Origin of the sequence: Alcaligenes sp. 1735tsa3 (genome assembly GCF_024134565.1) — a bacterium.
Lineage (GTDB): Bacteria > Pseudomonadota > Gammaproteobacteria > Burkholderiales > Burkholderiaceae_B > Alcaligenes > Alcaligenes phenolicus.
On record NZ_CP099862.1, the window covers coordinates 3932603 to 3956488 of the forward strand.

The 23886-nt window shown below is 57.4% G+C and carries 24 protein-coding genes and 1 tRNA gene; 6 read left to right on the forward strand and 19 right to left on the reverse strand.

The window, feature by feature from the left end; translation table 11 throughout:
• Positions 1–113 precede the first annotated feature (113 nt).
• From cysW to cysP, 3 genes are read right to left on the reverse strand one after another with little or no spacing between them, the layout of a single operon-like run.
• Positions 114–959 (reverse strand): sulfate ABC transporter permease subunit CysW, encoded by an 846-nt coding sequence (gene cysW / locus NIZ92_RS18110; RefSeq protein ID WP_051316283.1) that lies wholly within the window; start codon positions 957–959, stop codon positions 114–116.
• Complete coding sequence (gene cysT, locus NIZ92_RS18115; RefSeq protein WP_060185455.1) at positions 956–1846, reverse strand: sulfate ABC transporter permease subunit CysT; 891 nt, start codon at positions 1844–1846, stop codon at positions 956–958. Before cysT ends, cysW begins: the two co-directional genes overlap by 4 nt.
• 3 nt (positions 1847–1849) lie before the next feature.
• Positions 1850–2854 carry a thiosulfate ABC transporter substrate-binding protein CysP gene (gene cysP, locus NIZ92_RS18120; protein ID WP_042485687.1) on the reverse strand — a complete coding sequence of 335 codons (1005 nt, stop codon included), beginning with the start codon at positions 2852–2854 and terminating at the stop codon, positions 1850–1852.
• A gap of 247 nt (positions 2855–3101) precedes the next feature.
• Here cysP and NIZ92_RS18125 point away from each other — a divergent pair.
• Positions 3102–3177: transfer RNA gene (locus NIZ92_RS18125), tRNA-Thr, on the forward strand.
• Between the two features lie 69 nt (positions 3178–3246).
• Here NIZ92_RS18125 and NIZ92_RS18130 read toward each other — a convergent pair.
• The 12 genes from NIZ92_RS18130 to NIZ92_RS18185 form a co-directional block, all read right to left on the reverse strand.
• A complete protein-coding gene (locus NIZ92_RS18130; protein WP_254002402.1) occupies positions 3247–3645 on the reverse strand; it encodes a GFA family protein in 399 nt (132 codons plus the stop codon).
• Between the two features lie 129 nt (positions 3646–3774).
• A complete protein-coding gene (locus tag NIZ92_RS18135) occupies positions 3775–4719 on the reverse strand; it encodes a 2-hydroxyacid dehydrogenase (protein WP_367881676.1) in 945 nt (314 codons plus the stop codon).
• A gap of 5 nt (positions 4720–4724) precedes the next feature.
• Complete coding sequence (locus tag NIZ92_RS18140) at positions 4725–5051, reverse strand: NIPSNAP family protein (protein WP_035269826.1); 327 nt, start codon at positions 5049–5051, stop codon at positions 4725–4727.
• A gap of 15 nt (positions 5052–5066) precedes the next feature.
• Positions 5067–6359 (reverse strand): TRAP transporter large permease, encoded by a 1293-nt coding sequence (locus NIZ92_RS18145; protein ID WP_035269825.1) that lies wholly within the window; start codon positions 6357–6359, stop codon positions 5067–5069.
• Positions 6352–6855 (reverse strand): TRAP transporter small permease, encoded by a 504-nt coding sequence (locus NIZ92_RS18150; RefSeq protein WP_235332453.1) that lies wholly within the window; start codon positions 6853–6855, stop codon positions 6352–6354. The genes NIZ92_RS18145 and NIZ92_RS18150 overlap by 8 nt, the downstream gene beginning before the upstream one ends.
• Before the next feature lie 68 nt (positions 6856–6923).
• The gene (locus NIZ92_RS18155; protein ID WP_254002403.1) at positions 6924–7964 is read right to left on the reverse strand and encodes a TRAP transporter substrate-binding protein; all 1041 of its coding nucleotides are present in this window, start codon (positions 7962–7964) and stop codon (positions 6924–6926) included.
• Positions 7965–8017: 53 nt separating this feature from the next.
• Positions 8018–8965 (reverse strand): NAD-dependent epimerase/dehydratase family protein, encoded by a 948-nt coding sequence (locus NIZ92_RS18160; RefSeq protein ID WP_254002404.1) that lies wholly within the window; start codon positions 8963–8965, stop codon positions 8018–8020.
• Positions 8966–8968: 3 nt separating this feature from the next.
• Positions 8969–9799: a hydroxypyruvate isomerase family protein gene (locus NIZ92_RS18165; protein WP_254002405.1), complete on the reverse strand. Its 831-nt coding sequence runs from the start codon at positions 9797–9799 to the stop codon at positions 8969–8971.
• Positions 9800–9812: 13 nt separating this feature from the next.
• On the reverse strand, positions 9813–10709 hold the full coding sequence (locus tag NIZ92_RS18170) for an NAD(P)-dependent oxidoreductase (RefSeq protein WP_203145351.1): 897 nt from the start codon (positions 10707–10709) through the stop codon (positions 9813–9815).
• Between the two features lies 1 nt (position 10710).
• Positions 10711–12423, reverse strand: coding sequence for a dihydroxy-acid dehydratase (gene ilvD, locus NIZ92_RS18175; protein WP_031232959.1), 1713 nt, complete (start codon positions 12421–12423; stop codon positions 10711–10713).
• Positions 12424–12458: 35 nt separating this feature from the next.
• A complete protein-coding gene (locus NIZ92_RS18180; RefSeq protein WP_009455428.1) occupies positions 12459–13151 on the reverse strand; it encodes a GntR family transcriptional regulator in 693 nt (230 codons plus the stop codon).
• Positions 13152–13321: 170 nt separating this feature from the next.
• The gene (locus tag NIZ92_RS18185) at positions 13322–13810 is read right to left on the reverse strand and encodes an Lrp/AsnC family transcriptional regulator (RefSeq protein ID WP_035269814.1); all 489 of its coding nucleotides are present in this window, start codon (positions 13808–13810) and stop codon (positions 13322–13324) included.
• A 114-nt stretch (positions 13811–13924) separates the two neighbouring features.
• On the opposite strand from NIZ92_RS18185, the gene NIZ92_RS18190 reads away from it, so the two are divergent.
• Genes NIZ92_RS18190 through NIZ92_RS18205 form a run of 4 tightly spaced genes read left to right on the forward strand, consistent with a single transcriptional unit; the run spans position 13925 to position 16278 of the window.
• A complete protein-coding gene (locus NIZ92_RS18190) occupies positions 13925–14104 on the forward strand; it encodes a hypothetical protein (RefSeq protein ID WP_254002406.1) in 180 nt (59 codons plus the stop codon).
• 19 nt (positions 14105–14123) lie between these two features.
• The gene (gene kynA / locus NIZ92_RS18195) at positions 14124–14996 is read left to right on the forward strand and encodes a tryptophan 2,3-dioxygenase (RefSeq protein ID WP_021447253.1); all 873 of its coding nucleotides are present in this window, start codon (positions 14124–14126) and stop codon (positions 14994–14996) included.
• Entirely contained in the window at positions 14996–15901 is a 906-nt protein-coding gene (locus tag NIZ92_RS18200; RefSeq protein WP_254002407.1) for an alpha/beta hydrolase, read from the forward strand. Before kynA ends, NIZ92_RS18200 begins: the two co-directional genes overlap by 1 nt.
• Entirely contained in the window at positions 15901–16278 is a 378-nt protein-coding gene (locus NIZ92_RS18205; protein ID WP_035269810.1) for a RidA family protein, read from the forward strand. The genes NIZ92_RS18200 and NIZ92_RS18205 overlap by 1 nt, the downstream gene beginning before the upstream one ends.
• Before the next feature lie 63 nt (positions 16279–16341).
• Here NIZ92_RS18205 and NIZ92_RS18210 read toward each other — a convergent pair whose 3' ends face one another.
• Both NIZ92_RS18210 and panB read right to left on the reverse strand, forming a co-directional pair.
• On the reverse strand, positions 16342–17307 hold the full coding sequence (locus NIZ92_RS18210) for a LysR family transcriptional regulator (RefSeq protein WP_009456820.1): 966 nt from the start codon (positions 17305–17307) through the stop codon (positions 16342–16344).
• Between the two features lie 64 nt (positions 17308–17371).
• Positions 17372–18193 carry a 3-methyl-2-oxobutanoate hydroxymethyltransferase gene (panB, locus tag NIZ92_RS18215; protein ID WP_009456821.1) on the reverse strand — a complete coding sequence of 274 codons (822 nt, stop codon included), beginning with the start codon at positions 18191–18193 and terminating at the stop codon, positions 17372–17374.
• A gap of 301 nt (positions 18194–18494) precedes the next feature.
• Here panB and NIZ92_RS18220 point away from each other — a divergent pair, with 301 nt between their 5' ends.
• Positions 18495–19349, forward strand: coding sequence for an aldo/keto reductase (locus NIZ92_RS18220; protein ID WP_254002408.1), 855 nt, complete (start codon positions 18495–18497; stop codon positions 19347–19349).
• Here the strand turns inward: NIZ92_RS18220 and NIZ92_RS18225 are convergent.
• Positions 19346–20761 (reverse strand): MFS transporter, encoded by a 1416-nt coding sequence (locus NIZ92_RS18225; RefSeq protein WP_203145349.1) that lies wholly within the window; start codon positions 20759–20761, stop codon positions 19346–19348. The genes NIZ92_RS18220 and NIZ92_RS18225 overlap by 4 nt on opposite strands.
• A 127-nt stretch (positions 20762–20888) precedes the next feature.
• Positions 20889–23642: an aconitate hydratase AcnA gene (gene acnA, locus NIZ92_RS18230; RefSeq protein WP_115634553.1), complete on the reverse strand. Its 2754-nt coding sequence runs from the start codon at positions 23640–23642 to the stop codon at positions 20889–20891.
• Positions 23643–23886: the final 244 nt, after the last annotated feature.

A 23886-nucleotide genomic window follows, 5' to 3' on the forward strand; every position in this document is an offset into this window, starting at 1 on the left:
TTGGCTTGGCTTGGCTTGGCTTGGCAGATCAGTATCAGCTACTTAAACCACCTCAGGGAATACTCAGCCACCTAACGCCACTGAAAATATTTCCCAAGCCTCCAGCCCACCCTCTACCCTTGTACTGCCTCCGCTTGATTACGGCGACGTCCAGCCGCCACACGCCACTCCAGCAGGCTCTTGAGCATCACAGACACAATCGCGAACACCGCCAGCAACGCAGCCGCTGTAAAGGCCGCTGCTGCCTTGTTATCGTTGTTCAGCTGATCCACCAGCAAGGACAAGGTCAAAGTCTGATTCATGATGGTGCCCGACACCACGGACACGGCCCCAAACTCCCCAATCGCACGGGCATTGGTCAACACCACGCCATAGAGCAAGGCCCATTTGATATCCGGCAGCGTCACATGCCAGAAGATCTGCCAGCCGTTTGCACCCAGACTTAAAGCCGCCGCCTGTGCATCCGAGCCCTGAGCCTGCATGATGGGAATCAGGATACGAGCCACATAAGGCGTCGTCACAAAGATAGTGACCATCAAGATACCCGGCCAGGCGAACATCAACTGAATATCACGCGCGCTTAGCCATTGCCCCAGGGACGACTCCACACCGTAGACCACTAGGTAACACAGGCCCGCCACCACCGGAGAGACCGCGTAAGGCAAATCCACCAAGGTACTTAGCAGACGACGACCACGGAACTGGTAATGCGTCAGACACCAGGCCAGCAAGATGCCAAAGACCATATTCAGGGGCACCGTCAGCACCGCCACAAACAGAGTCAACCCGATGGCATGCAGCATATAGTCCTCTTGCAGATTGCTCCACAAAGCAGGCAAACCATCGCCCAAGGCTTTGGAGAAAATCAGTACCAAGGGGACTACCAGCAGCCCCAGCACCAACACAATGCCCAAGGCCAAAATCAGGCGGTCTGCCGTGCTTTTAGGTGTTTTTCTCATGGTGCCCTCCGCTGCCAGCCCAATAGACGATTCTGCACCATCTGCAAGGTGAACAAGAGCAGCAAGGATGCGATCAAGATCACCGAGGCAATCGCGGCAGCGGCCGGGTAATTGAACTCTTGCAGCCGCACAAAAATCATCAGGGACGACACTTCAGTTTTGAAGGGAATATTGCCCGCAATCATGATGACTGCGCCAAACTCACCCAGGCTACGAATAAAAGCTTGAGACGCTCCAGTCACCAGAGCAGGAATCAGCGGTGGGAACACCACCTTGCTAAAGGTCTGCCAGCCACTGGCACCCAAGGTGTGGGCAACCTCTTCATACTCGGCACCCAGCTCTTCAATCACGGGCTGCACGATACGTACCACAAAGGGCAAACTGGTGAACGTCATGGCCAACACAATACCGGGGTATTGATAAGCAACCTTCCAACCCTCCGGCAGAAACTGGCCAAACCAGCCACCAGGCACAAATAGCGTCGCCAAGGTCAAACCTGCTACCGACGTTGGCAAGGCAAACGGCAGGTCCACCAAAGCATCAATCAGACGGCGCCCCGGAAACTCAAAGCGCGTGATAATCCAGGCAATGATGAAGCCCACCACACTGGCAATCACAGTGGAGTAAAAAGCGGCACTGATCGTGACCTGATAACTGCTGACAACGCGTTTATCAGTCACCGCACGCCAGTAATCGGCCAGACTCATGTCACTGACGTACATGAACAAGGCCGACAAAGGCAGCAGCACAATAATGGACAGGTACAGGACGCTAAAGCCAAAGCTCAGTCCAAAACCCGGCATGACGGGGCGGCGCAGAAAGAAGATGGGCTTTAGCGCAGTCTTCGCCCCGGAATCCTGCGCCCCGCCCACAAGAGTACGACTCATGAATTACTTGGCCAGCAACTGGTCCAACACCCCGTTAGCAGCAAAGTGGCGGCTCTGGATGTCAGTCCAGGAACCCAGAACATCAGTAGGATTGATCAGCTTGACCGGCGCGTACTTGGACTCGAACTCCTTGGCCACGGCAGGATCCGTCACACGGTAGTTGAAACCAGCCAGCAGGCGCTGAATCTCGGGGGTGTACTGGAACTTCAGGTATTCGGTTGCTTCCTTGCGAGTGCCTTTCTGGTCGACCACTCGGTCCACCACGGCTACCGGGAACTCGGCCAATACGCTGACAGGGGGCACCACCACTTCCAGCTCGCTGCCCTTGAACTCATCGCTGGCAGCAATATTGATCACTTCGGATTCAAAGGTCAGCAAAACGTCGCCCTGACCATTCTGGGCAAACGCCACGGTCGCACCACGACCACCTGTGGGGAAGCTTTCTACATTCCCCAGCACCTTGCCGACAAACTCCTTGATCTTGGCTTCGTCACCGCCGAAAGCCTCATTGGCGTACAACCAGGACGCCAAATAGGTGTAGCGGGCATTACCCGAGGTCTTGGGGTTCGGGAACACCAGCTTCACATCGTCACGCACAAGATCGTCCCAGGACTTGATGTTCTTGGGATTGCCCTTGCGCACCAGAAAAGCGATGGTGCTGTAGTAAGGCGAGCTGTTGTTCGGGAACTTGCTGGCCCAGTCCTTGGCCACCGCGCCGCGCTCGGCCAGGAATTCAATATCAGTGACCTGGTTGAAGGTGACAGTGTCTACTTTCTTGCCCTGAATAATGTCCTGGGCCTGACGGGAGGTGCCTGCAAACGACTGGTCAATCTTGATGTCTTCACCAGTAGTCGCTTTCCAGTGTTCAACAAACTTGGGGTTGATCGCCGCAAAGGTCTCGCGCGCCACGTCAAACGAGGCGTTCAGCAAAGAAACCTGGGCACTGGCCGTGCCACCCAGCAAAGACGCCAACAACAAGGCAGAGCCAACAACAGACTTCAATTTCATGGTGTTCCCCAAAGGTCCCGGACGCGGCCTTCGGAGCCCGTCACTGATGTTCAATCGCGTGCTATCTATATAAGCGCAGCTTGGATAGATCAGATTATGGGTAGGGGAAAAGGCATTTAAAACGACATTTTCATCATGCTCTTATAACCAGAACCTATCTATTGGCTGGGCTGGCGTGGTGTGCACCACAGCAATATTTTTCTGGTGATTGCTTCTTGGCGAAAAACCCGGCTATAATCGTCAATTCGCCGGCTTAGCTCAGTTGGTAGAGCAGCGCACTTGTAATGCGAAGGTCGAGGGTTCAACTCCTTTAGCCGGCACCACGAATAAAACAAAACGCCAAGCTTTCAAAAAGCTTGGCGTTTTGTTTTTCTGCTGTCGGAATCTTGCCTTTACTCTGGCGGGAATGCGTCGTACTGAGACAGATCATCAGTAATCTCATGCCAAGATGCTTTCGAACCTACGAACACATGGCATGTCGGACGCGCACCAGGGTCATCATCCAATACACCTAGCGCCAAGCCTAGCTCCCCCGGCTTCTGATCAAACTTGGTCAAAATATTTGATCCACACCGAGAGCAAAAGCCACGGTGTTCCCCTGGCGAGGACTCATAAAAGCGCAACAGCTCCTGCCCGCGAAGCCAATGAAAGTCTTTAGTCTTTACCTTGCCCCGCGCCCTGAACGCAGAACCATGAGACTTGCGACACATACGGCAATGGCAATAGAGCAGATCCGTAATGGAGCCGGTGATATCAAAGACCACGCCTTGGCAAAGACCGCTTCCTCTCACAAGCCATACCTCCAAAGAGTAAATTTCTCGCCGCTGATTTCAGCGGGCGTCGAATGCCTTACTCGATAGAGGATACAAGACATCGGGCCAAATCTGCCGGACACAAGGCCGCCAGCCCGCTACTCCACCTTATAACTTCACCGGCGTCACCAGCCCCCCTTCCTTGACGAAGCGCTCCACATTCTTCAACACCAGCTCACACATGGCCACTCGGGTTTCACGGGTTGCGCTCCCTACATGAGGCAATACTACGACCCGATCATTGCTCAGCAATTCAGTTGGCACTTCAGGTTCGTTCTCGAACACATCGAGCCCTGCTCCTGCCAATTGGCCGTTTTCAAGAGCGGCGACCAGGGCTTTTTCATCCACGACAGAACCACGGGCGACGTTGATAAGGTAGCCGTGGGGCCCAAGAGCGTTCAAGACCTCGGCAGACACCAGGTGATAGGTTTCCGGGCTGCCGGGGCACGCCACGATGAGGAAATCGCACCATTGCGCCAAGGCCAGCAGCGAAGGCTCGTGCTGCCAAGGCAACTCGGGTTTGGCGCTACGTGTGTGATAGCGGATCTCCAGGTCAAAGCCGATCGCGCGACGTGCAATCACCTGTCCGACTCGGCCCATGCCCAACATGCCCAGACGCTTGCCGCTGACCCGCGTGCTTGGCATGGTGGGGCCGACACGCGGCCAGTCACCACGCCTAACGTGACGGTCAGAAGCAGAAATGCCCCGCACCGTATCGATTAGCAAGCCCATGGCCAAGTCGGCCACGCAATCGTTTAGAACATCCGGCGTATTGCTCAGCATCACCCCACGCGCACGGACGGCATCCAGGTCGATGGCATCGTAGCCAACGCCCAAACTACAAATCGCTTTCAGGTTTGGCAAGGCATCAATCAGTGCCTTGTCTGCGCCCTGCGTTCCGGTGGTGATCAGCACCGTGAATTCAGCTCCGTGCTCACGCAAGAACGCCGCTTGATCAGGCGCATCGCTCAGGGTTTCGACCGGGCACAAGGCGGGCAGTTTGCCCGCCAGCGGTGGTGGCAAGGGGCAGGCTTGAAGAATTTTCGGGCTCATGGTCATCATTCGCTCGTAAAAACGTCGAAATCGACTTGTTTCAACAGTGCGTTGCTCTGGCGTATGACATGCCCCGCAGCGGCGGCTTTACGGCGATAGGCCAACCAGCGGGGGTCAGCCTCCAAGGCATTACGACGGGCCTCTCGGTCAGCCATATCTTCGTATGCCCACAGGTGCACCACCTGATTCAACTCGCCCACTTCCGTGGTGTAGTAGCCGTGGCAGGGGCCCAGATGTTCGATCTGTATGGCACGTCCTTCCGTCGCGTACAAGGACAGGAAATCGCGCAGCAGGCCGGTGGGGATGGTGTAGGTTCTTTGGTCGATAATCATATTGCGAATCCGTTTTTATCCAAGGTATTTGGGCAAAAGCAGCGAGATGACCGGGAAGGCCAAAAGCACCGCTAGGCGGAAAACGTCGGCTACCACGAAGGGAATCACACCCCGATACAGCGTGCTCATCTTCACGTCGGGCAGCAGGCTTTTCAGGACCATCACGTTCATGCCCACGGGCGGGGTGATGAAGCTGATTTCCGTAACCACCACCACGATGATGCCGAACCAGATCAGGTCAAAGCCCAGGTGCTGCACCAAGGGGTAGAAAATAGGCACGGTCAGCAAGACCATGGACATACTTTCCAACACACTGCCCAGCACGATGTAAATCGCGCAAATCAGCAGAATCACCACGATCGGGCTCATATCGAACTGTTGCACCCAATCCTGCAAATCGCCAGGCATGGAGGTGAAGTTGATGAAGCTGGAAAACAGCAAGGCTCCGATCAGCACCATGAACAGCATGCCCGTGGTACGCGCCGACTCGACCAGCACGTTGGAAAGCACTTGCCAGGTCAAACGGCCACGCAACAGCGCGAACAGGAAGGCACCACACGCACCAATCCCCGCCGCTTCGGTAGAACTGAAGATCCCGCCGTAAATACCGCCCATGACGATGATGAACAGCACCAGCACGCCCCAGACATCGCGCAACGCAAGCAAACGCTCTTTCCAGCTCATGCGCTCGCCGGGAGGGCCCGCATTGGGGTCACGCCAGATCGTCCAGCGCACCGCCAGAAGATAGAAAATAATGGCCAGCAGGCCCGGCAAAATACCGGCAGCAAACATCTTGCCTATGCTCTGCTCGGTCAAGATGGCATAGACCACCATGACAATAGAGGGCGGAATCAGAATGCCCAGCGTGCCACCGGCAGCGATGGAACCGGAAGCCAGCGCACGGCTATAGCCCAGTCTGCGCATTTCCGGATAAGCCACCTTGGACATGGTGGCCGCTGTTGCCAGGCTGGAGCCACACACCGCACCAAAGCCACCACAGGCCACCACCGTAGACATGGCCAAACCGCCTTTACGATGGCCCAGGAAGGCATACGCCGCGGCATACAGTTCTTTGGACAACTTGGCTTGAGTAATGAAATTACCCATCAAGATGAACAACGGCAACACGGACAGCAAATACTGAAACCCGCTTTCACGCACGACCGCGCCGGTCATGGCATAGGCAGAGGGCCAATTGCGCATGATGCCAACGCCAATAAAGCCCACCAGGGCCATGGAAAATGCCACCGGCACCCGCAGGAAGATCAAGAGGAGCATGGCTGCAAAGCCAATCAGTGCTTCAGTCATTCTGTGCCTCTTCTTCCAGATGGGCGGTGTCTGCGTTCAGATCCCGGCGAAGCTGAGCCAGCTCCACGATGGTGTTGACGAACAGCATGATGCTCATGAAATAAACAACCGGAGCCAATGGCAGCCCCAGCAAAGTGGTCTGATCCAGGTATTCGGCCGCCGACTCGGCTTGTGTCCAGCTGACCATGGCCAGCAAGGCACTGATTCCAGCGGCCAGCAGGTGGCTGGTGACATGGACGACACGGACACCCTTCTCCCCACCAGGAATAGGCACTAAATCAACAACAACGTGTTCGCGCTCCATGGTGGCAAACACGATGCCGCAGAAAATGACACCTACCATCAATATTTCGGTCAGCTCTACCGCCCCCATGACCGATACGTTGAAAATGTAGCGCCCTAATACATCAGCCAGAGTCAGCAAGGCCAGCGAGACCATGCATAACTCGGTCAAACGTCGAAGACCCGCTCTTAATAAAGAGAGAATGGAGTTCATGCTTTGTAGCTCCGGGGCTGCTGGCGCACGAGGCGCACAGCAGGTTCAAGACAGTCTGCGTGTGCTGATCAATTCGCGCTTTCCAGCTGCTTCAGGTCGGCACGAAACTCGGCCAGTACAGCAGGCCCGTCTATGCCCTTGGCCTTGGCAGCATCCAGCCATGCCTGCTCGAAGGACGCTGTGCGCTCTTTGACGGCGGCAATCAGCTCATCGCTGGCAGGATGAAACTGCACCTTGTGCTCTTCCAGGATCTTCATGGCGGCCACGTCTGCATCACCCCAGGCCTTGCCGCCCAGGCGAGCAATATGCTCACCGGACAGGCTCATCAGGATCTCGCGGTCTTTTTCAGACAAACGATCAAAGGCGCTCGGGTTCATGATGATGCCGTGCAGATCCGCATAGAGGCCACCGGGAAAAACCGTGGCGTGCTTGACCACCGTATCCAGGCGGAAAGAGGCCACAGACTCGGGCGGGAACAGCACGCCGTCCACCACGCCAGTGCTCAGCAGCTCATACGATTCGGAGGCGGGCTTCACAACCGCGTTCACCTTCAGAGCCTTGGACAAGTCGGCCTGCATACCACCACCAATGCGCAGCTTCAGGCCCTCGAAGTCGGCAATGTTCTGTACCTGCTTGTCAGTGGTGTAGACGCTGCCTGGGCCGTGACCATAAATGCCTAGCAATTTGATGCCGCGATGCTCTTTGGCATCTTGCAGGTACTTGCTATAAATGTCCCAGGCCGCCAGCGAAGTAGACTCGGCGCTATTGCCCGAGAACGGCAGCATGGCAAACTTCATCAAATCAAAATTGCCGGGGTAATAGGAGTAGGAAATAAAGGCCAGATCCACAATCCCATTGCGTACCGCATCCACGTGCCCAACCGGGTTGGTCACGGCCTTGGTCAGAAAGTTGATCTTGACGCGCCCTTCAGTGGCCTGCTCCACCTCTTTGGCCCAGGGCTTCATGAAGTTCGCCACCAGCACATGCGTTTGCGGAATCCAGGCAGAGAAAGTCAGCTCCACAGGCTTGTCCGCTTTTGCGGGACCAGCTGCCACTGCCAGGCTGGTTAAGGCCATACCCAACAGGCGAGAAATCCATCGGTTCTTCATGGGGAAATCCTTTTTTGGTGGTAGTTCGTTATAGGTATAGTTAGCCAGGCCCGTCAGGAGACAAGGGCCTGCTCAATCAAGGTTTCGGCATCGCCGTCATGATGCATACCCAACTGCGTGGCGATTGCCGTTGTCAAAGGCGGCCACTGGGCAAACTGCTGGTCAAACTGAGGGTTGGACTGAAAGCTCAATCCCGCATCGGCCCCCCGGCCATAGCGGGATTTGGCAGCCTGTACCAGGTCTGCCACCTGAAGACGCTGGGCGGGAAGATTCCACACCCGACCAGCGGGCAAGCGAGCGGCTTCCAGGCTCGCTGTTGTCAGAAGGTGCTGCACACAGGCGGGCAAGGAAAGCAGCCAGATCCAGCCTTGCGGGCCGATGGGGCACTCGTAAGTGCTTCCAGCAGCCAAGGCATGGATCAAAGAGCTGGCAAATGAAGACAAGGCCGTTTCAGCAGTCATGGGGCGGGCAACCACAGTAGGCAAACGAACCGAGCGGCCATCCAGAAAACCCCGGCGGCTGTAATCGGCAAGCAGCAGTTCCACCATCCGCTTCTGCGTTCCGTAACTTAAAGTGGGTGCGACGGGCGTGTTGTCATCCACCTGCTGGGGCAGTGGCGTACCAAAGACACCGATACTGCTGGCATACACCACAACGGGACACTGGCCTTGCTGTCGCAGATGCTCAAACAAGCCTATCGTGCCGTCTATATTGACGCGCAAACCCAGTGCAAAATTCTCTTCAGCCAGCCGACTGGTCACCGAGGCCAGATGGAAAACCGTGTCGGGTGCTGGCGTTAGCACCGCCCCCAGCACGGCTTTATCGGACAAGTCACCACTAATGCAACGCAGTCCAGGCAGGTGGGGATAGCCTTGCTCTTCAAAAGCCAAATCCGTCAGCGTCAGGCTTTGAATCTCATTAGCCGCAAGCAGTTTGGCCGCCGCACGAGCAAGCGCTTGACCGATGTAGCCGTTGGCGCCGGTAATCAAGACGTGCTTCATGGCTTATCTCCCGGCAGCCTGCATGCAAGCAGCATCACGCTGACGTGGCGCAGCCAGCACACCACGATCACGCAAGGGCTGGCACCAAGCCAAACCTTCTGAAGGCAAGCCGCGAGGCTGATACTCGCAACCCAGCCAGCTGTCGTAAGCCAAGGCGGGCAAAGCGGCTACGCCTGCCAGCAAATCATGCTGTGCAAGATCAGGCTCGTAACGACCATCGGCACCCGCGATCTGCACATAGCCAATCCAGGGAGCACAGACTGCCACGCTGGACGGGACATCCAGACTTTCTTTGACGCAGTGGTAGTAATCAAACTGCAGACGCAGGCGCGGGGAGTTGAAATGCTGGAGCACCTCAATGACCTGCTCGGGCAAATAATAGAAGTACCCGGCCATATCGCTGCGGTTGAGCGCCTCCAGCGTCAGCACCAGATCATCCGCTTCAGCCAGGGCCAAAGCCTGTTCCAGATTACTGAGCAGTGCGGCCCGACAGTCTTGCTGTGCAAAAGGGCTGACGTCACCCGCCATCACATGAATACGGCGGCAGCCGGTAGCCTGTGCCACAGCACGGGCGCGATCAAAGGCTTCCTGAAACTGAGCTTGTGCGCCGGGAATGGCCGCCCAGCCCAAACGGCCCTGCTCCTCGCCTATCGGCGTATTGATCAGTGTCAGTTCCAGCTTGGCGGATTGCAACTGACTGGCGTACCAGTCGGGTGCATAGTCATAGGGCAGTAAAATCTCGACGCCCTGAAAACCGTCAGCCGCTGCAGCCTCAAAACGTTCGCTCCAGTCCAGATGCCGATACAACCAGCTGAGATTAGCGGATAGTTGCATGGGGCCGCCTGTCTTATGCGTCTATCTGGCGAAGGAAGGCGTCACGCTGCTCAGGCAGCACAACGCTGACCAAGGCAGACACTTCGGCCTGACCCAAACCCATGGCGCTTGCCACGCGCAACATTTGCTGCACGCTGGCCGCAACCGGCATAGGCGCACCGCTGTGTTGAGCATTGGCGATCAAGGTGTCGATATCCTTGAGCATGGTGGACAGCGCACCGATGCTTTTCGCTTGGGCTTCTATCATGCGCGGGGCAAAGATCTGCAAAGGCTTGGAGTCCGCCCAGCCGCCCGCCAGCGCCGGGGCCAGCTTGTCCACATTGATGTTATTGCGGTGGGCAAAGCCAATGGCTTCGGCCAGTGCCGCAATCGAGGTCGCCACAATGGCCTGGTTGCACAGCTTGGTCGCCTGCCCGGTACCGGAAGGCCCCATATGCGTAATATTGCCGGCATAAGCGCGCATGGCGGCCTCGGCTTCAGCCATATGGGTTTCACTACCGCCCGTCATGATGGCCAGGGTACCGGCCTCCACGCCGGGAATACCGCCAGACACCGGGGCATCAATCCAGTCAGCGCCGCAGCTCTCCACCAAACGGGCGGCCAATTTGCGTGTGGCCTCGGGGTCGATACTGGAGTGATCCACCAGCCATTTAAGGCCCGCTGCCTGAGCAATCCCGTCCGCGCCAAACACCACAGCCTCGGCAGCCTTGGCATCAAACAGGCATAACAAGACGCCGTCTGTGCCTTCAGCCGCTTCACGTGGCGTGCCCACAATCTGCGCACCGAGCGCTGCCAGCGGCTCGGCCTTTTCCCTGGAGCGATTCCAGACTTTGACCTCGTGACCCGCTTTCAGCAGGCGCTGCACCATGGCAGCACCCATCAATCCCAAACCGCAAAAACCGAGTTTCATCTTATACGTCCTCAAGCTGCTCTTGCGGCCACTCGGCAGCACCCGAATGAGTCACTGCCCCTTCATTGGTCGGTCCAACCAGGCGTGCGTACTTCTCCAGCGCGCCAGCCAAACGATCTCGTACGAAGGGTTTCCATTGCTCTCTGCGTGCAGCCAGCTCCTCGTCGGACACATGCAGCTGCATGCTGCTTTGCGTGGCATCGATGGTGATACGGTCGCCGTCGCGCACCAAGCCGATGTTCCCACCGGCTGCCGCCTCGGGGCTGGCATAGCCAATACACATGCCACGTGTCGCGCCGGAGAAACGGCCATCGGTCAGCAGTGCTACTTTCTCGCCATTGCCATGGCCGTAAATAGCCGCAGTAACGCTTAACATCTCGCGCATGCCGGGGCCGCCTTTGGGTCCTTCGTTGCGGATGATCAGTACATCGCCAGTCTCGTAGGCCTGCTTGGATACCACGGCCATGCAATCTTCCTCGGTTTCAAAGACGCGAGCACGGCCTTCAAAAACCAGAGACTTCAAGCCGGCAATCTTCAGCAAGGCGCCATCGGGGCACAGATTGCCCTTGAGCACGACCAGACCGCCCGACGCATGGATGGGCTGATCGCTGCTACGCACGATACGGCCATCCACATCGGGGAAGCTCTCCAGGGCTTCGGCCAAGGTTTCGCCGGTAATGGTCAATACATCGCCGTGCAGGTGGCCGCTTTTCAACAGTGCCTTGAGCACTACAGGCACCCCGCCAATCACGTCCAGATCGCGAGCCAGATAACGGCCGCCAGGCTGCAGGTCGGCAATCAGCGGCGTGCGGTTGAACACTTCGGCCAGATCGTCCATGGTGAAACGAATGCCCACTTCGTGCGCAATGGCAGGGATATGCAAGGCCACGTTGGTCGAGCCGCCAGTCGCTGCAACAGCCGCTGCGGCATTTTCCAGACTCTTGCGGGTGATGAGATCACGCGGCAAAGGACCACCGTTTTCCAGAATCTCCATCACGCGGCGACCGGCTCGGCGAGCCAGTGCGTGCCGCTGGCTGTAAACCGCCGGGGTGGTCGACGAACCCAGGAAGGACATGCCCAAAGCCTCTGCCACCATACCCATGGTATTGGCGGTGAACTGGCCCGGACAGGAGCCCACGGTCATGGCACAGGTGCGCTCAATACCGTGCAGTTGCTCCAGGGAAATCGCCCCAGTCTGATAACGACCCACACCCTCAATGGCAGTCAGCACCGTGTTTTCAGTGCCATCGGGCGAGTAGCCCGGCAACATGGAGCCACCGTAAATGAAAACCGAAGGGACATTGAGGCGCGCCATGGCCATCAGGGTGCCGGGCAGCGTCTTGTCGCAACCGCCCAAACCGACCAGAGCGTCATAGGCATGGCCACGCACGGCTATTTCCATGCTGTCGGCAATCATCTCGCGCGAGACCAGGCTCATGCGCATGCCAGCGTGGTTCATGGAGGTGCCATCGGACACGGAAATCGTGTTCATCATGACGGGTACGCCACCACCTTGGGCTACACCCAGGCGTACGCTGTCTGCTTGTGGACCCAGCGATTTGGAACAGGGTGTGTTGTCTCCGGCGGTTCCAATGATGGCGACCATCGAACGGTCCAGATCATCATCGTCCAGGCCTGTTGCACGCAGAAAGGCTCGGTGTGGGGTGCGAGTCACGCCCTCGGTCACTGCTTTTGATCTATGTTTTTTTAGCATGGTCTTTGGTGGTGATGAGTAGTTGAGAGATCGACTTAATCGGCCAGGTCCAAGCGATCAAAGATCCAGGAAACATCTTCCTGAATGTATTGGCGCGCCTGGGCAAAATTGCCCGCGCGCAGCGCTTTGACGGTGGATTCGTGCAGGTGATCGGCAGAGTCTTCGTTATGCAGCTGCTCGCGGGTTTCACGCAAGTAAGCGCCCGACTGCAGCCACAGGCTCTCGATCATGGCGAGCATGACGGGAGACTGAGCGGCTCCGTAAATCGTGAAATGAAAGATCCGATTTTTTTCCAGACTGCTGGCCACGCCTTTGGGCGTGCGGCGCTCTTGGGTGATTTCTTGCGCCAGTTGTTCCAGCTGATCCAGCACGGACGGAGTCAGGAAAGGCCCCGCCCATTCGGTGACGGTGCCTTCGATCAAAACACGGGCGCGGCGAATATCGCTCAGGCAGGCTTTGGTGATCAACGGAACACGGGTAGTGCCGTTAGGCAAAGGCTCCAGCCCCTGCTGTGCCACCAGACGGCGCAGTGCTTCGCGCACGGGCATGGTGCTGGTACCCAGCGCATCGGCCAGGTACTGAATGCCAAGCACTTGGCCCGCACGGTACTCACCGTGCATCAGCTTGTTACGTAGGGCTTGATAGACCGCTTCGTTGACGGATTGCCGAACGATGGGTTGAAAAGCTTCGAGCGGAGCGCTTGTGCTTGCAGCATCTGAATGTTTCATTAAATTCCGTCACAACGTGAATTCGAGCAAAGATTTGTGATTTTTGATCAATTCTAAGGACGGACTTCTACGACAACAAATCAGAGCTAACCCTTAGCCACCTGATTCGTGATGAGCAACTCGACACGCTTTGTGAGCGAGCCGCGCATCAGCTTTTGCAGAGCACTTGATCAGGCTGCAGGGCCGGCCATTGCTGGGATTGGCAGTGCGTTAAGGCCCTTGAATTCCTGCAAGGAAAAACTGGTCTGCGCTTGCCGAACACCGGGTAAACGATGTAATTTTCGTTGCAACAATTCCGAATAGCTGTCCAGATCCTTGGCCACGACCATCAGCAAAAAATCCGCCGGACCGGCAATGCCGTGGCACATCACCACCTCCGGAATATCGCGCACGGCCTCCACAAATTGCACCGAACGCTCTTCATTTTGAAAGTCCACACTGATGCTGACAAAGGCCACCACGCCATAACCCAGGCCACGCCGATCCAGCCGGGCGTGGTAGCCTGAAATAAGCCCGGCTTCTTCCATGCGTCGAATCCGGCGCCAGCAAGGCGACTGCGATATACCCACTTTTTGCGCCAGCTCGCTTGTTGTCAGCCGGGCGTTTCCTTGCAGCTCGGCGAGCAAACTGCCATCCACCTGATCCAGTTCTATTTGCATAAAAAAACCCGTTTTTTAAGTTTTTCAGAAAAAGTTATGCTTCTATAAAAAACAGCTTGGCGCAAGACCCTTAAATCCATAAGATCAACGCATAAATTTAAGTGGGATGAAATTATGAAACCACAGACCCATTTCCGCTTTACCCCTATGCCCGCCTACTCAGGTGACCGCATCCTGCCGCTGATGGAGACCTTCGGGCAAGATGCATTGCAAACTCCCCTCGGCGCGCAACGCGACTTTGATTTTCTATCGACCCACGCGACCTGTTCCACAGGTCGCGCAGATCATTATTAACGTACCGGGAACAGAACAAATGAATGCTTCCAAAGCATCGGCTGACAAGGGAATCAGCGAGACAGAGCGCATTGTTTCGGAAGAAAAAGCGCAATTGGATTTCAGCCAATCCATGAGCTATGGCGACTACTTGCACCTGGACGAGGTGCTGGGCGCTCAACACCCGCTCTCGCCTGCCCACGACGAAATGCTGTTCATCATCCAGCACCAGACCAGCGAACTCTGGATGAAACTGATGCTGCATGAAGTGACCGCCGCCACTGCAGCCATCGCAGCCGACCGCTACGCCGACACCTTCAAGATGATGGCGCGGGTCTCGCGCATCATGGAGCAGTTGGTCAGTGCCTGGACCGTGCTCTCGACCATGACCCCGCCGGAATACACGGCGATGCGCCCTTATCTGGCCAGCTCCAGCGGTTTTCAAAGCGCGCAGTATCGCTGCATTGAATTTGCTCTGGGCAACAAGAATGCGGCCATGCTCAAGCCCCATGCCCATAGGCCAGACCTGCTCCAGATGGTCGACAAGGCGTACCGTGCCCCTTCGCTCTATGACGAGTCGCTGCGCCTGCTGGCCCGCCAGGGCTTTGCCATTCCCGCCGATCACCTGGACCGTGACTGGACACAGCCCTACGAAGCCAGCCCCGAGGTGGAAGCTGCATGGTTGGAGGTCTACCGTGACCCGCATGCACACTGGGATCTATACCAGCTGGGCGAGAAGCTGACCGACATTGAGGACGCCTTCCGTCTTTGGCGTTTCCGCCATGTCACGACTGTTGAGCGCGTCATCGGCTTCAAACGCGGCACGGGCGGCACAGGCGGCGTCAGCTACCTGCGCAAGATGCTCGATGTGGTGCTGTTCCCCGAGATCTGGACTGTTCGGACCGCGCTGTAATGCAGGCTCCACATGACTTACTCTCCGCGCAGGAGCGCGAACGTGAATACTCGCCCAGCTCCTGTATAGGCGGGAACTACGCACCCTACATCGAGGACTACGCCACACTTAGCGCAGCAGCTTTGCAAAGCGGAGCTCGGCATGCCGAGCTTGCCTATGGCAATGCCGCCGCGCATAAGCTTGACCTCTTTTTACCTGCACCCCGCAACTCGGAATCCCTCCCGCCGCTGCTGCTGTTTATTCATGGCGGCTACTGGCAGGAGCTTTCCAAGGCTTCCTCTTTATTCTCGGCCCCGGACTGCACCGAGGGCGGCATTGCCTTTGCCGCCATTGATTACACCTTGGCACCGCAAGCCTCTGTCCACGACATGGTGCTGGAGTGCCGCCAGGCTCTGCGCTGGCTGCATCAACATGGCGAAGAACTGGGCTTTGACCCGCAACGCATCGTCGTTTCCGGCAGTTCTGCCGGCGCGCATCTGGCGGCCATGTGCTGCTTGCGTGGATGGAAAGATGATGCCGATTTACCCGTAGGGGCACCCGCAGCGGCCGTACTCGTTTCAGGCATTTACGACCTGCAGCCCCTGATTGGCACCAGCATCAATGAGGCACTGTCTCTGGACACGGCGAGCGCACAAGCGATCAGCCCCCAACTGCTTGATCTGACGGGCTTTCCGCCCGCCATCATCAGCTGGGGAGAAATCGAAACCTCGGAGTTCAAACGCCAGAGTCAGGTTTTTGCCGATGCGCTTAATGCATTGGGTGTCCGGTATCTGCCCCCCATCGAAATGCCAGCACGCAACCACTTCGATGTCATTCTTGACCAGGTTCGTCCCAACACCCGCTTGGGCGATGCCACGCACGCGCTCTTTGCGTCCTTGCCGGTCACCCCTACTCGGAGCAAGTGATGAAACAAGTTGTCGACGTCGGACTGCCACCCCTGAAGCAAGCGTTTTCCTGGGCCGTCAAAGCCAAGGGGGAAATGCTGTTTACGGTGAACGGACCTGTGCGGCCGGACGGCAGCATTGATACGGGAAGCATCGAGCAGCAAGCTCGCCTGACCTTTGCCAATCTGCAACGGGCCACGCAAGCGGCCGGGGGCAGCCTGGAAAATGTCACCCAAGTGCTGATCTACATGACCGATGTTGCCGACATGGACAGCATCGACAAGGTGTACAGAGAGTTTTTCTCCGCGCCCTTCCCCAACCGCGCCAGTGTTGGCGTTGCAGCCTTGGTGGAGCCGGGCATGAAGCTGGAAGTTCTGGCGTACGCGATGATTCCCTAAGGCCTGCAGAGGCGGACAAGCATCCAGCCAAGCCGCCCAAGCCTTGATCAACAAGCGTGTTGATTACAGCGAGTCAAACGGGTCTTGCGTACTTGGCAAGCCGGTGTCGTCCCCCAGCACAAAGCGCGGGATGAATTGCAGCACATACTGCCGCATGGCTTCGACCAGGCGCTGCGCATCGGGACGCAGTTCGCGGGATCGCAAGGACACCACACCGACCATATAAGGCACGTGGATATCAATCGGGCGCAGCACGACGTTGGGCAGTGGCAAGCCGTGGGCGGTAAAGGGGTCAATCAAGGACACTCCTACCCCTTGGCTGGCCAGAACCAGGCCCTCCAACGACGAGGCAACCTCGATATGACGGATATCTTCCGGGGCTTCCGGACTGGCGCGCAGCAAGGCGGTTGCCAGGGTATGACGCAAGCGGTGGCGGTTCTGGATAGAAATCAGGGGGGTACCCTGAATATCACTGAGACGCACCAGTTCCTGTTTGGCCAGGGGATGATTGACGGCCATGCCCAGCAGGCAGGGGCTTTGACCTGACCAATGCAAGGTGCAGCCATCAATGTCCAGCGGCAAACTGGTCACCGCCAGATCGGCCCGTCCTTCGTCAATGGCTTGCACCACTTCTTCCGGCTTTACCGTATCAATAATCAGCTTTTGCTTGAAGGCCGGATCGTGCTGCTCCATGATGCCCAGCGCTTGCGGCACCAAGCCAATCGCCAAGGCGTGAGTAGTCACAATGCGCAGAGGTCGCAGGCCCCCACGGGCGATTTCCAGAGCGCGGCTTTGCAGCACCTCCAGATTCATCAGCACGGGCCGGGCTTCCAGATAGAACTCGCGCCCTTGTTCAGTCAAGGTGACCTGCGGACGGGTGCGGGTAAAAAGCCTGAAGCCCAGTTCCTGTTCCAGCTCCTGGATCTGGCGGCTAACCACTGGCTGAGAGCGGTCCAGCAGTCTGCCAGCAGCGGTAACACTGCCAGCAGACATCACCGCTGCAAAGGCTTCTAATTGGCGAATTTCCATGTCGTTCTATGTGAATGCCGCATTTATCAACACGGAATATTCTAATGCGGAATAGTTAGCCGGACTAGCGTTTCACACCGAAACATTGATCCAGCGTGGGGAAAGAACCATCACGCACTTCAGCCGCGTATTGACCGGCTGCCTGGGAGATCAAGGCACCCACATCCGCGTAGGGTTTGGCGAATTTGGGGATCTTGCCATTGGTCAGACCCAGAATGTCTTCCGTCACCAGAACCTGGCCATCACATGCGGGAGACGCACCGATACCGATGGTCGGAATAGCGATGGTTTCAGTAATACGGCGGCCCAGACCTTCTGCCACCCCTTCCAGCACCACACCCCAGGCACCCGCCTGTGCGTGAGCCACCGCGTCTTCCAGCACACGTTGGGCAGCCGCATCTGTCATGCCTTGAGCCTTGTAACCGCCCATGGTGTTGACGTACTGGGGCATCAAACCCACGTGTGCCAGCACGGGCACACCGCGCTCGACCAGGAAGCGCGTGGTTTCAGCCATGGCCTGACCGCCCTCCAGCTTCACCGATTGGGCACCGCTGATGGCGAGCATACGCGATGCATTGGCAAATGCCTGCTGGGGTGATTCCTGATAGCTGCCAAACGGCATATCCACGACAATACAAGCATGTTGAGTCGCACGCACCACGGCAGCAGCATGGGCCGCCATCATATCGACCGTAATGCTTAAGGTATCGGGCATGGCATAGCCCACCATAGCGGTCGAATCGCCCACCAGAATCATATCCAGGTGCTCGTCCAGCATACGTGCGATAGGCGCGATGTAGGCTGTTAATGAAGCAATTTTTTGTTTGCCCTTGCAGGCGATCAAGGCGGGTACGCTAACGCGGACCTGCGTGGTATGTACGCTCATACTTACTCCAGCTGGAATCCCATAGAGCTAAAGCTTATATGGGATTATGAATGATGCAGATTGCAACATCTTAAGAAAAAATCCAGTCGACGCCTCTATAATCGCCGCAGGACAAAAAACAATAAGCTAATTTCCTGCCTACGTACAAGCTTCGCGTGTCCATCCCATGCGGATTCAGGTCCTTTTAAGGACTTTTGCTTTGACACCGCCTGTACTCTAGAGCCCGATCGTTCCCAATGCGCGGTGGTTTCATCAGCCATGTCCTGGCTGTTTTGCCGTGCACTCAACCGAGGAGAGACCTATGTCGACTACCCCCCCAACAATCACCTTCCACGACGATAACCGTGCGCCACAACTGGGCATGGGCGTGTGGCAGGTACCTGCCGAGCAAACGGCCGATGTGGTGTGCAGTGGCATCGAAGCAGGCTACCGCCTGATCGATACCGCCGCCATCTACGGTAACGAGGCCGAGGTGGGCCAAGGGATTCGTCAGTCCAAGGTGCCACGCGAAGAGCTGTTTGTGACCACCAAGCTGTGGAATGACATGCATGGCCACGACAATACCCGTGCAGGCTTTGAAGAAAGCATGGACAAGCTGCAGCTGGATTATGTGGATCTGTACCTGATTCACTGGCCCGTGCCCAAGAACCGCCAGTACATCCAGACTTGGGAAACGCTGATCAATCTGCGCAATGAAGGTCGTGTGAAGTCGATTGGGGTGTGCAACTTCCTGCCCCAGCACCTGCAAACCTTGCTGGACAAGACAGGTGTGTTGCCCGTACTGAACCAGATCGAGCTGCACCCCGGCTTTCAGCAGGCTGAATCGCGCCATTACCACGAAGACCACGCCATCCAGACGCAAGCCTGGAGCCCGCTGGGATTGGGCACGCTGTGGGACAACCCGGTGTTGAACAAGATTGCCAAGGAACATGGCCGTTCCGTGGCGCAAATCATGCTGCGCTGGCAGATTCAGCTGGGTAATATGGTGATTACCAAGTCCAACTCCCCCGAGCGCCAGCGCGACAATATGGACATTTTCAGCTTTGAGCTAAGCGAAGCCGATATGGCCGCCATTGCCAGCCTGGATCAGGCCGACGGCCGTCTTGGCCCGGATCCAGAGCTGTTCCGCCTGCCCAAAAGCACCGTCCAGGTCTAAGCCTTGGGGCGCACCCGACGCGCAGGCCCGGACAAGAAGGCTGCAAGAAGGGGCGCCAGGGCGAACAACCACAGCAGAGCCTGCGCCGACTGGCGTGCGCCCTGCACCCCACCGGGGTCCACAAAGCCCGAGGCTGTCGTAATGATTCCTGCCAAGGCCGCACCCAATGCCATCGTGAACAACTGCAAGGTGGTAATGGCGGCCGAGGCAATATTCTCCTGCCCCTTGGGCGCGGAATGAAATACCCGCGTCAGCAAATGCGGCCAGGCCAAACCAATCCCCACTCCGACTCCCAATAAAGACAGGTACAAGGCCCAGGAATAGTCTGTGCCCTCACTCAAGCCTACCCACGGGATAAAGACGCCCAAGGCAGCCAATGACAAGCCCGAGAGCACAGGCCCGGCAATAATCATACGATCCCCGGTTTTCAGCCCCCGGCTGGAGCTGGCAATAGAGCCCAGGGTCCAGCCGCCTGACATCAAGGCCGTCAGGTAGCCTGCTTTCAGCGGGCTCATGTGGTGGATGATCTGCAGGAAATAGGGAATGAAAATTTCCGTTGCCACGGCCACGCTGACCAGACCAATACCGGCATACAGACTGCCCAAGGCCGTGCTGATGGAGTAAGTGCCCTGCGGAAACAGGCGACTGGTGGACTTGCTGTCGACACGCGCCATCAAATAAACCAGAATCGCCCCGCCCAGCACACCGGCCAGATTGATCATCCAGGAAGTAGACAGGCTACCTGCGGACATGACCAGCACAGAAGCGGTCAGCAGCAATACCTTGCCCAAAGTGGAACCAGATTTACGAGTTTCAGGCGCACGCGCATCGCGCAATTGCGTCCAGACCAGAATCGCCAGCAAAGCGGCACATGGCAGGACACTCCAGAAGGCCAGACGCCACTGTCCCATCTGGGCAAATACCCCACCAATCGCCGGACCCGACAAGGTTGCCACACCCCACATACTGGATACCAAGGCCATGACGCGCGGCCAAAGTCGCTCTTCAAATACCAGCCGGATCGAAGAATAGCTCAGGCCCAGCAGCAAGCCGCCGCCCAAACCTTGAATCGTGCGGGCAAAGAGCAGGAAAGGCATGGAAGGCGCTGCCGCGCACAGGGTCGTGCCAATGGCAAAGAACAGCAAGGACATCAAGAAGCTGTGACGCAGACCCAGTTTTTCCAGAACTTGTGGCGACAGGGCCGAGCCCAGAATCGAGGCCACCACAAATAGCGTGGTATTCCAGGCGTAGTACTCCAGCCCGCCGATATCCTCCACCACCGAGGGCAGAATCGTGGTCGCCACGTACACGTTGATCGCATGAACGGCCACGCCCCCGGCCAAGGCCAGTGAGCGCAAGCCATTACGGCCAGACAGGAGTTCAGACCAAGACGCTTCTTGGGTATTTGCCATTTTTCTTTATCCAAACAAAGAGCCGGCAACCGTGCCGGCCCTTCAAACACACCAGTGCGCCAGTTGCACAGGGCACAACTGACGCACTGTTGGGCGTGCATGCACACGCCTTGACCTGCTGCCGGGCTTACGCTTTCAACAAGCCCCGCAAAACGTACTGCATGATACCGCCGTGACGGTAGTAATGCGCTTCGCTAGGCGTATCAATTCGGACCAGAGCCTCGAACTCGATATCGCCCGCACGCACTTTGACCTTCTCGGGAATCTTGTCCTGATTCAGGGCGGTAATGCCTTCGATATCAAAGACTTCATCCCCCGCCAGGCCCAAGGTTTCGGCGTTCTGGCCAGCCGGGAACTGCAAAGGCATCACGCCCATGCCCAGCAGGTTGCTGCGGTGAATACGCTCGTAGGACTCGGCAATGACTGCACGCACGCCCAGGAGCACCGTGCCTTTGGCCGCCCAGTCACGCGAAGAACCCGAACCGTATTCCTTGCCGGCCAGAATCACCAGCGGGACAGCGGCATTCAAGTAATTGCGCGAGGCATCGTAAATCGTGGCTACTGGTGCGCCATCTTGCGTGAAGTCGCGTGTATAGCCGCCTTCTGTACCCGGAGCCAATTGGTTGCGCAGACGCACGTTAGCGAAAGTGCCGCGAATCATGACTTCATGGTTACCGCGACGCGAGCCGTAGGAGTTGAAATCCTGCGGTTTGACGTCGTGATCCATCAAGTACGTTGCCGCAGGCGAGGTACGCGCAATCGAACCGGCGGGGCTGATGTGGTCGGTTGTCACCGAATCACCCAGCTTGGCCAGCACGCGAGCACCACGAATGTCCGAGACAGGGCTTGGATCGCGCTTCAGGTCAATGAAGTAAGGCGGTTTGCGCACGTAGGTGGAATCATCCTGCCACTCGAAACGATCCCCTTTGGGGGTAGGCAGAGAGCGCCAGCGCTCGTCACCGGCGAACACATCGGCATAACCATCACGGTACATATCCGAGGCAATCGCCTTGCTGATCACGTCCTGTACTTCAGCAGCAGACGGCCAGATGTCTTTCAGGAATACATCCTTGCCATCGCTGCCCTGCCCCAAAGGCTCGTGGTACAGGTCAATATCCATGGTGCCCGCCAAGGCGTAGGCGACCACCAGCGGTGGCGACATCAGGTAGTTCATCTTCACTTCGGGGTGAATACGACCCTCGAAGTTGCGGTTACCGGACAGCGTGGACACCACGGCCAGATCGTTCTGGTTAATGGCCTGGCTGACCTCTGGAATCAAGGGGCCAGAGTTACCAATACATGTAGTGCACCCATAGCCAACCAGATCAAAACCGAGCTTGTCCAGATAGGAAGTCAGGCCTGCACGCTGGTAGTAGTCCGTGACCACGCGCGATCCGGGGGCCAGACTGGTTTTCACCCAAGGCTTGCGGCTCAAGCCCTTTTCCACGGCTTTCTTGGCCAACAGACCGGCGGCCATCATGACGCTGGGGTTGGAGGTATTGGTACACGAGGTAATGGCGGCAATCACCACTGAACCGTGATCCAGCTCACACTGGCTACCGTCGGCCAAGGTGAATTTCACAGCAGCTTTACGGGGTGCTGGCGGCTTATGCGAAGGCACGTCCGACGCGGGGAAACTTTCTTCCACGGCCTCATCGTAGGTCGCTACGTCGTCGCCCAGCAAGTCGCGCACAGCGGTACGGAATGCCGGTTTGGAGGAAGACAAGGCAATACGGTCCTGAGGACGCTTGGGACCAGCAATCGAAGGCACGACGGTGGACAGATCCAGCTCCAGGCGCTCGGAGTAACGAGGCTCGTGCTGAGGATCGTGCCACAGGCCCTGGGCCTTGGCGTAGGCGCGCACCAGTTCGATCTGCTCTTTGCTGCGGCCCGTCAGCTCCATATAACGCAGGGTTTCCTCGTCAATCGGGAACATGGAGATGGTGGAGCCGTATTCAGGGCTCATATTGCCAATAGTGGCACGATTGGCCAAAGGCACAGCGCTGACGCCGGGGCCGTAGAACTCTACAAACTTGCCGACCACCCCATGCTGACGCAGCATATCGGTAATCGTCAGCACCAGGTCGGTCGCGGTGGTGCCTTCAGGCATTTGACCGGTCAGCTTGAAACCCACAACGCGAGGGATCAGCATGGAAATGGGCTGGCCCAGCATGGCGGCTTCGGCCTCGATACCGCCTACGCCCCAGGCCACCACGCCCAGACCGTTCACCATAGGCGTGTGCGAGTCCGTGCCCACACAGGTATCGGGATACGCCAGCTGACGGCCTTGTTCGTCGCGCGTAAAGACCACGCGGGCCAAATGTTCCAGGTTCACCTGGTGAACAATACCGGTGCCCGGTGGCACGACCTTGAAGTTATCAAAAGCACTTTGGCCCCAGCGTAGGAACTGATAGCGCTCCATATTGCGCTCGTATTCGATTTCCACGTTGCGTTCAAACGAGCTGGGCTTGCCAAAGTCGTCCACGATCACCGAGTGGTCGATAACCAGCTCTACCGGTGCCAGGGGGTTGATTTTTTGCGGATCACCACCCAAGGCCTGCATGGCTTCACGCATGGCGGCCAGGTCCACAACGGCTGGCACGCCGGTAAAGTCCTGCAACACAACGCGTGCGGGAGTAAAGGCGATTTCACGATCGGGCTCGGCAGCAGGGTCCCAGGCGGCCAGGGCGCGAATATCATCGGCGGTGACATCGCCACCATCTTCGGTGCGCAGCAAGTTTTCCAGCAGGATCTTCAAGCCATAAGGCAGGCTGGCAACATCCAGGCCATCTCCACGAACCGCATCTAACCGATAGTAGTCGTAGGACTGCCCGCCGACATCCAACTGGTGCAAAGCCTTAAAACTATCTACGCTTTTCATATCGGGATCTCCATGGAAAAGTGCCGGCCGATACCATCCAATCTACCCAGCCAGCGATACACATGTGGTAACTGTCTATTGGTCTAGACCATTCCACATCTTACACTCTGGCGTAATCCCCTGCCCTGCGCGACGTCCTTCCTGTGGCCTTAGGTCACACCTCCTCAAACTCGGAAACATTCTTTACGTATAATGTTTTAGGCGTCTTACGCCCGTCTGTTCGGCCTCCCCCGCCCCTCCCTTT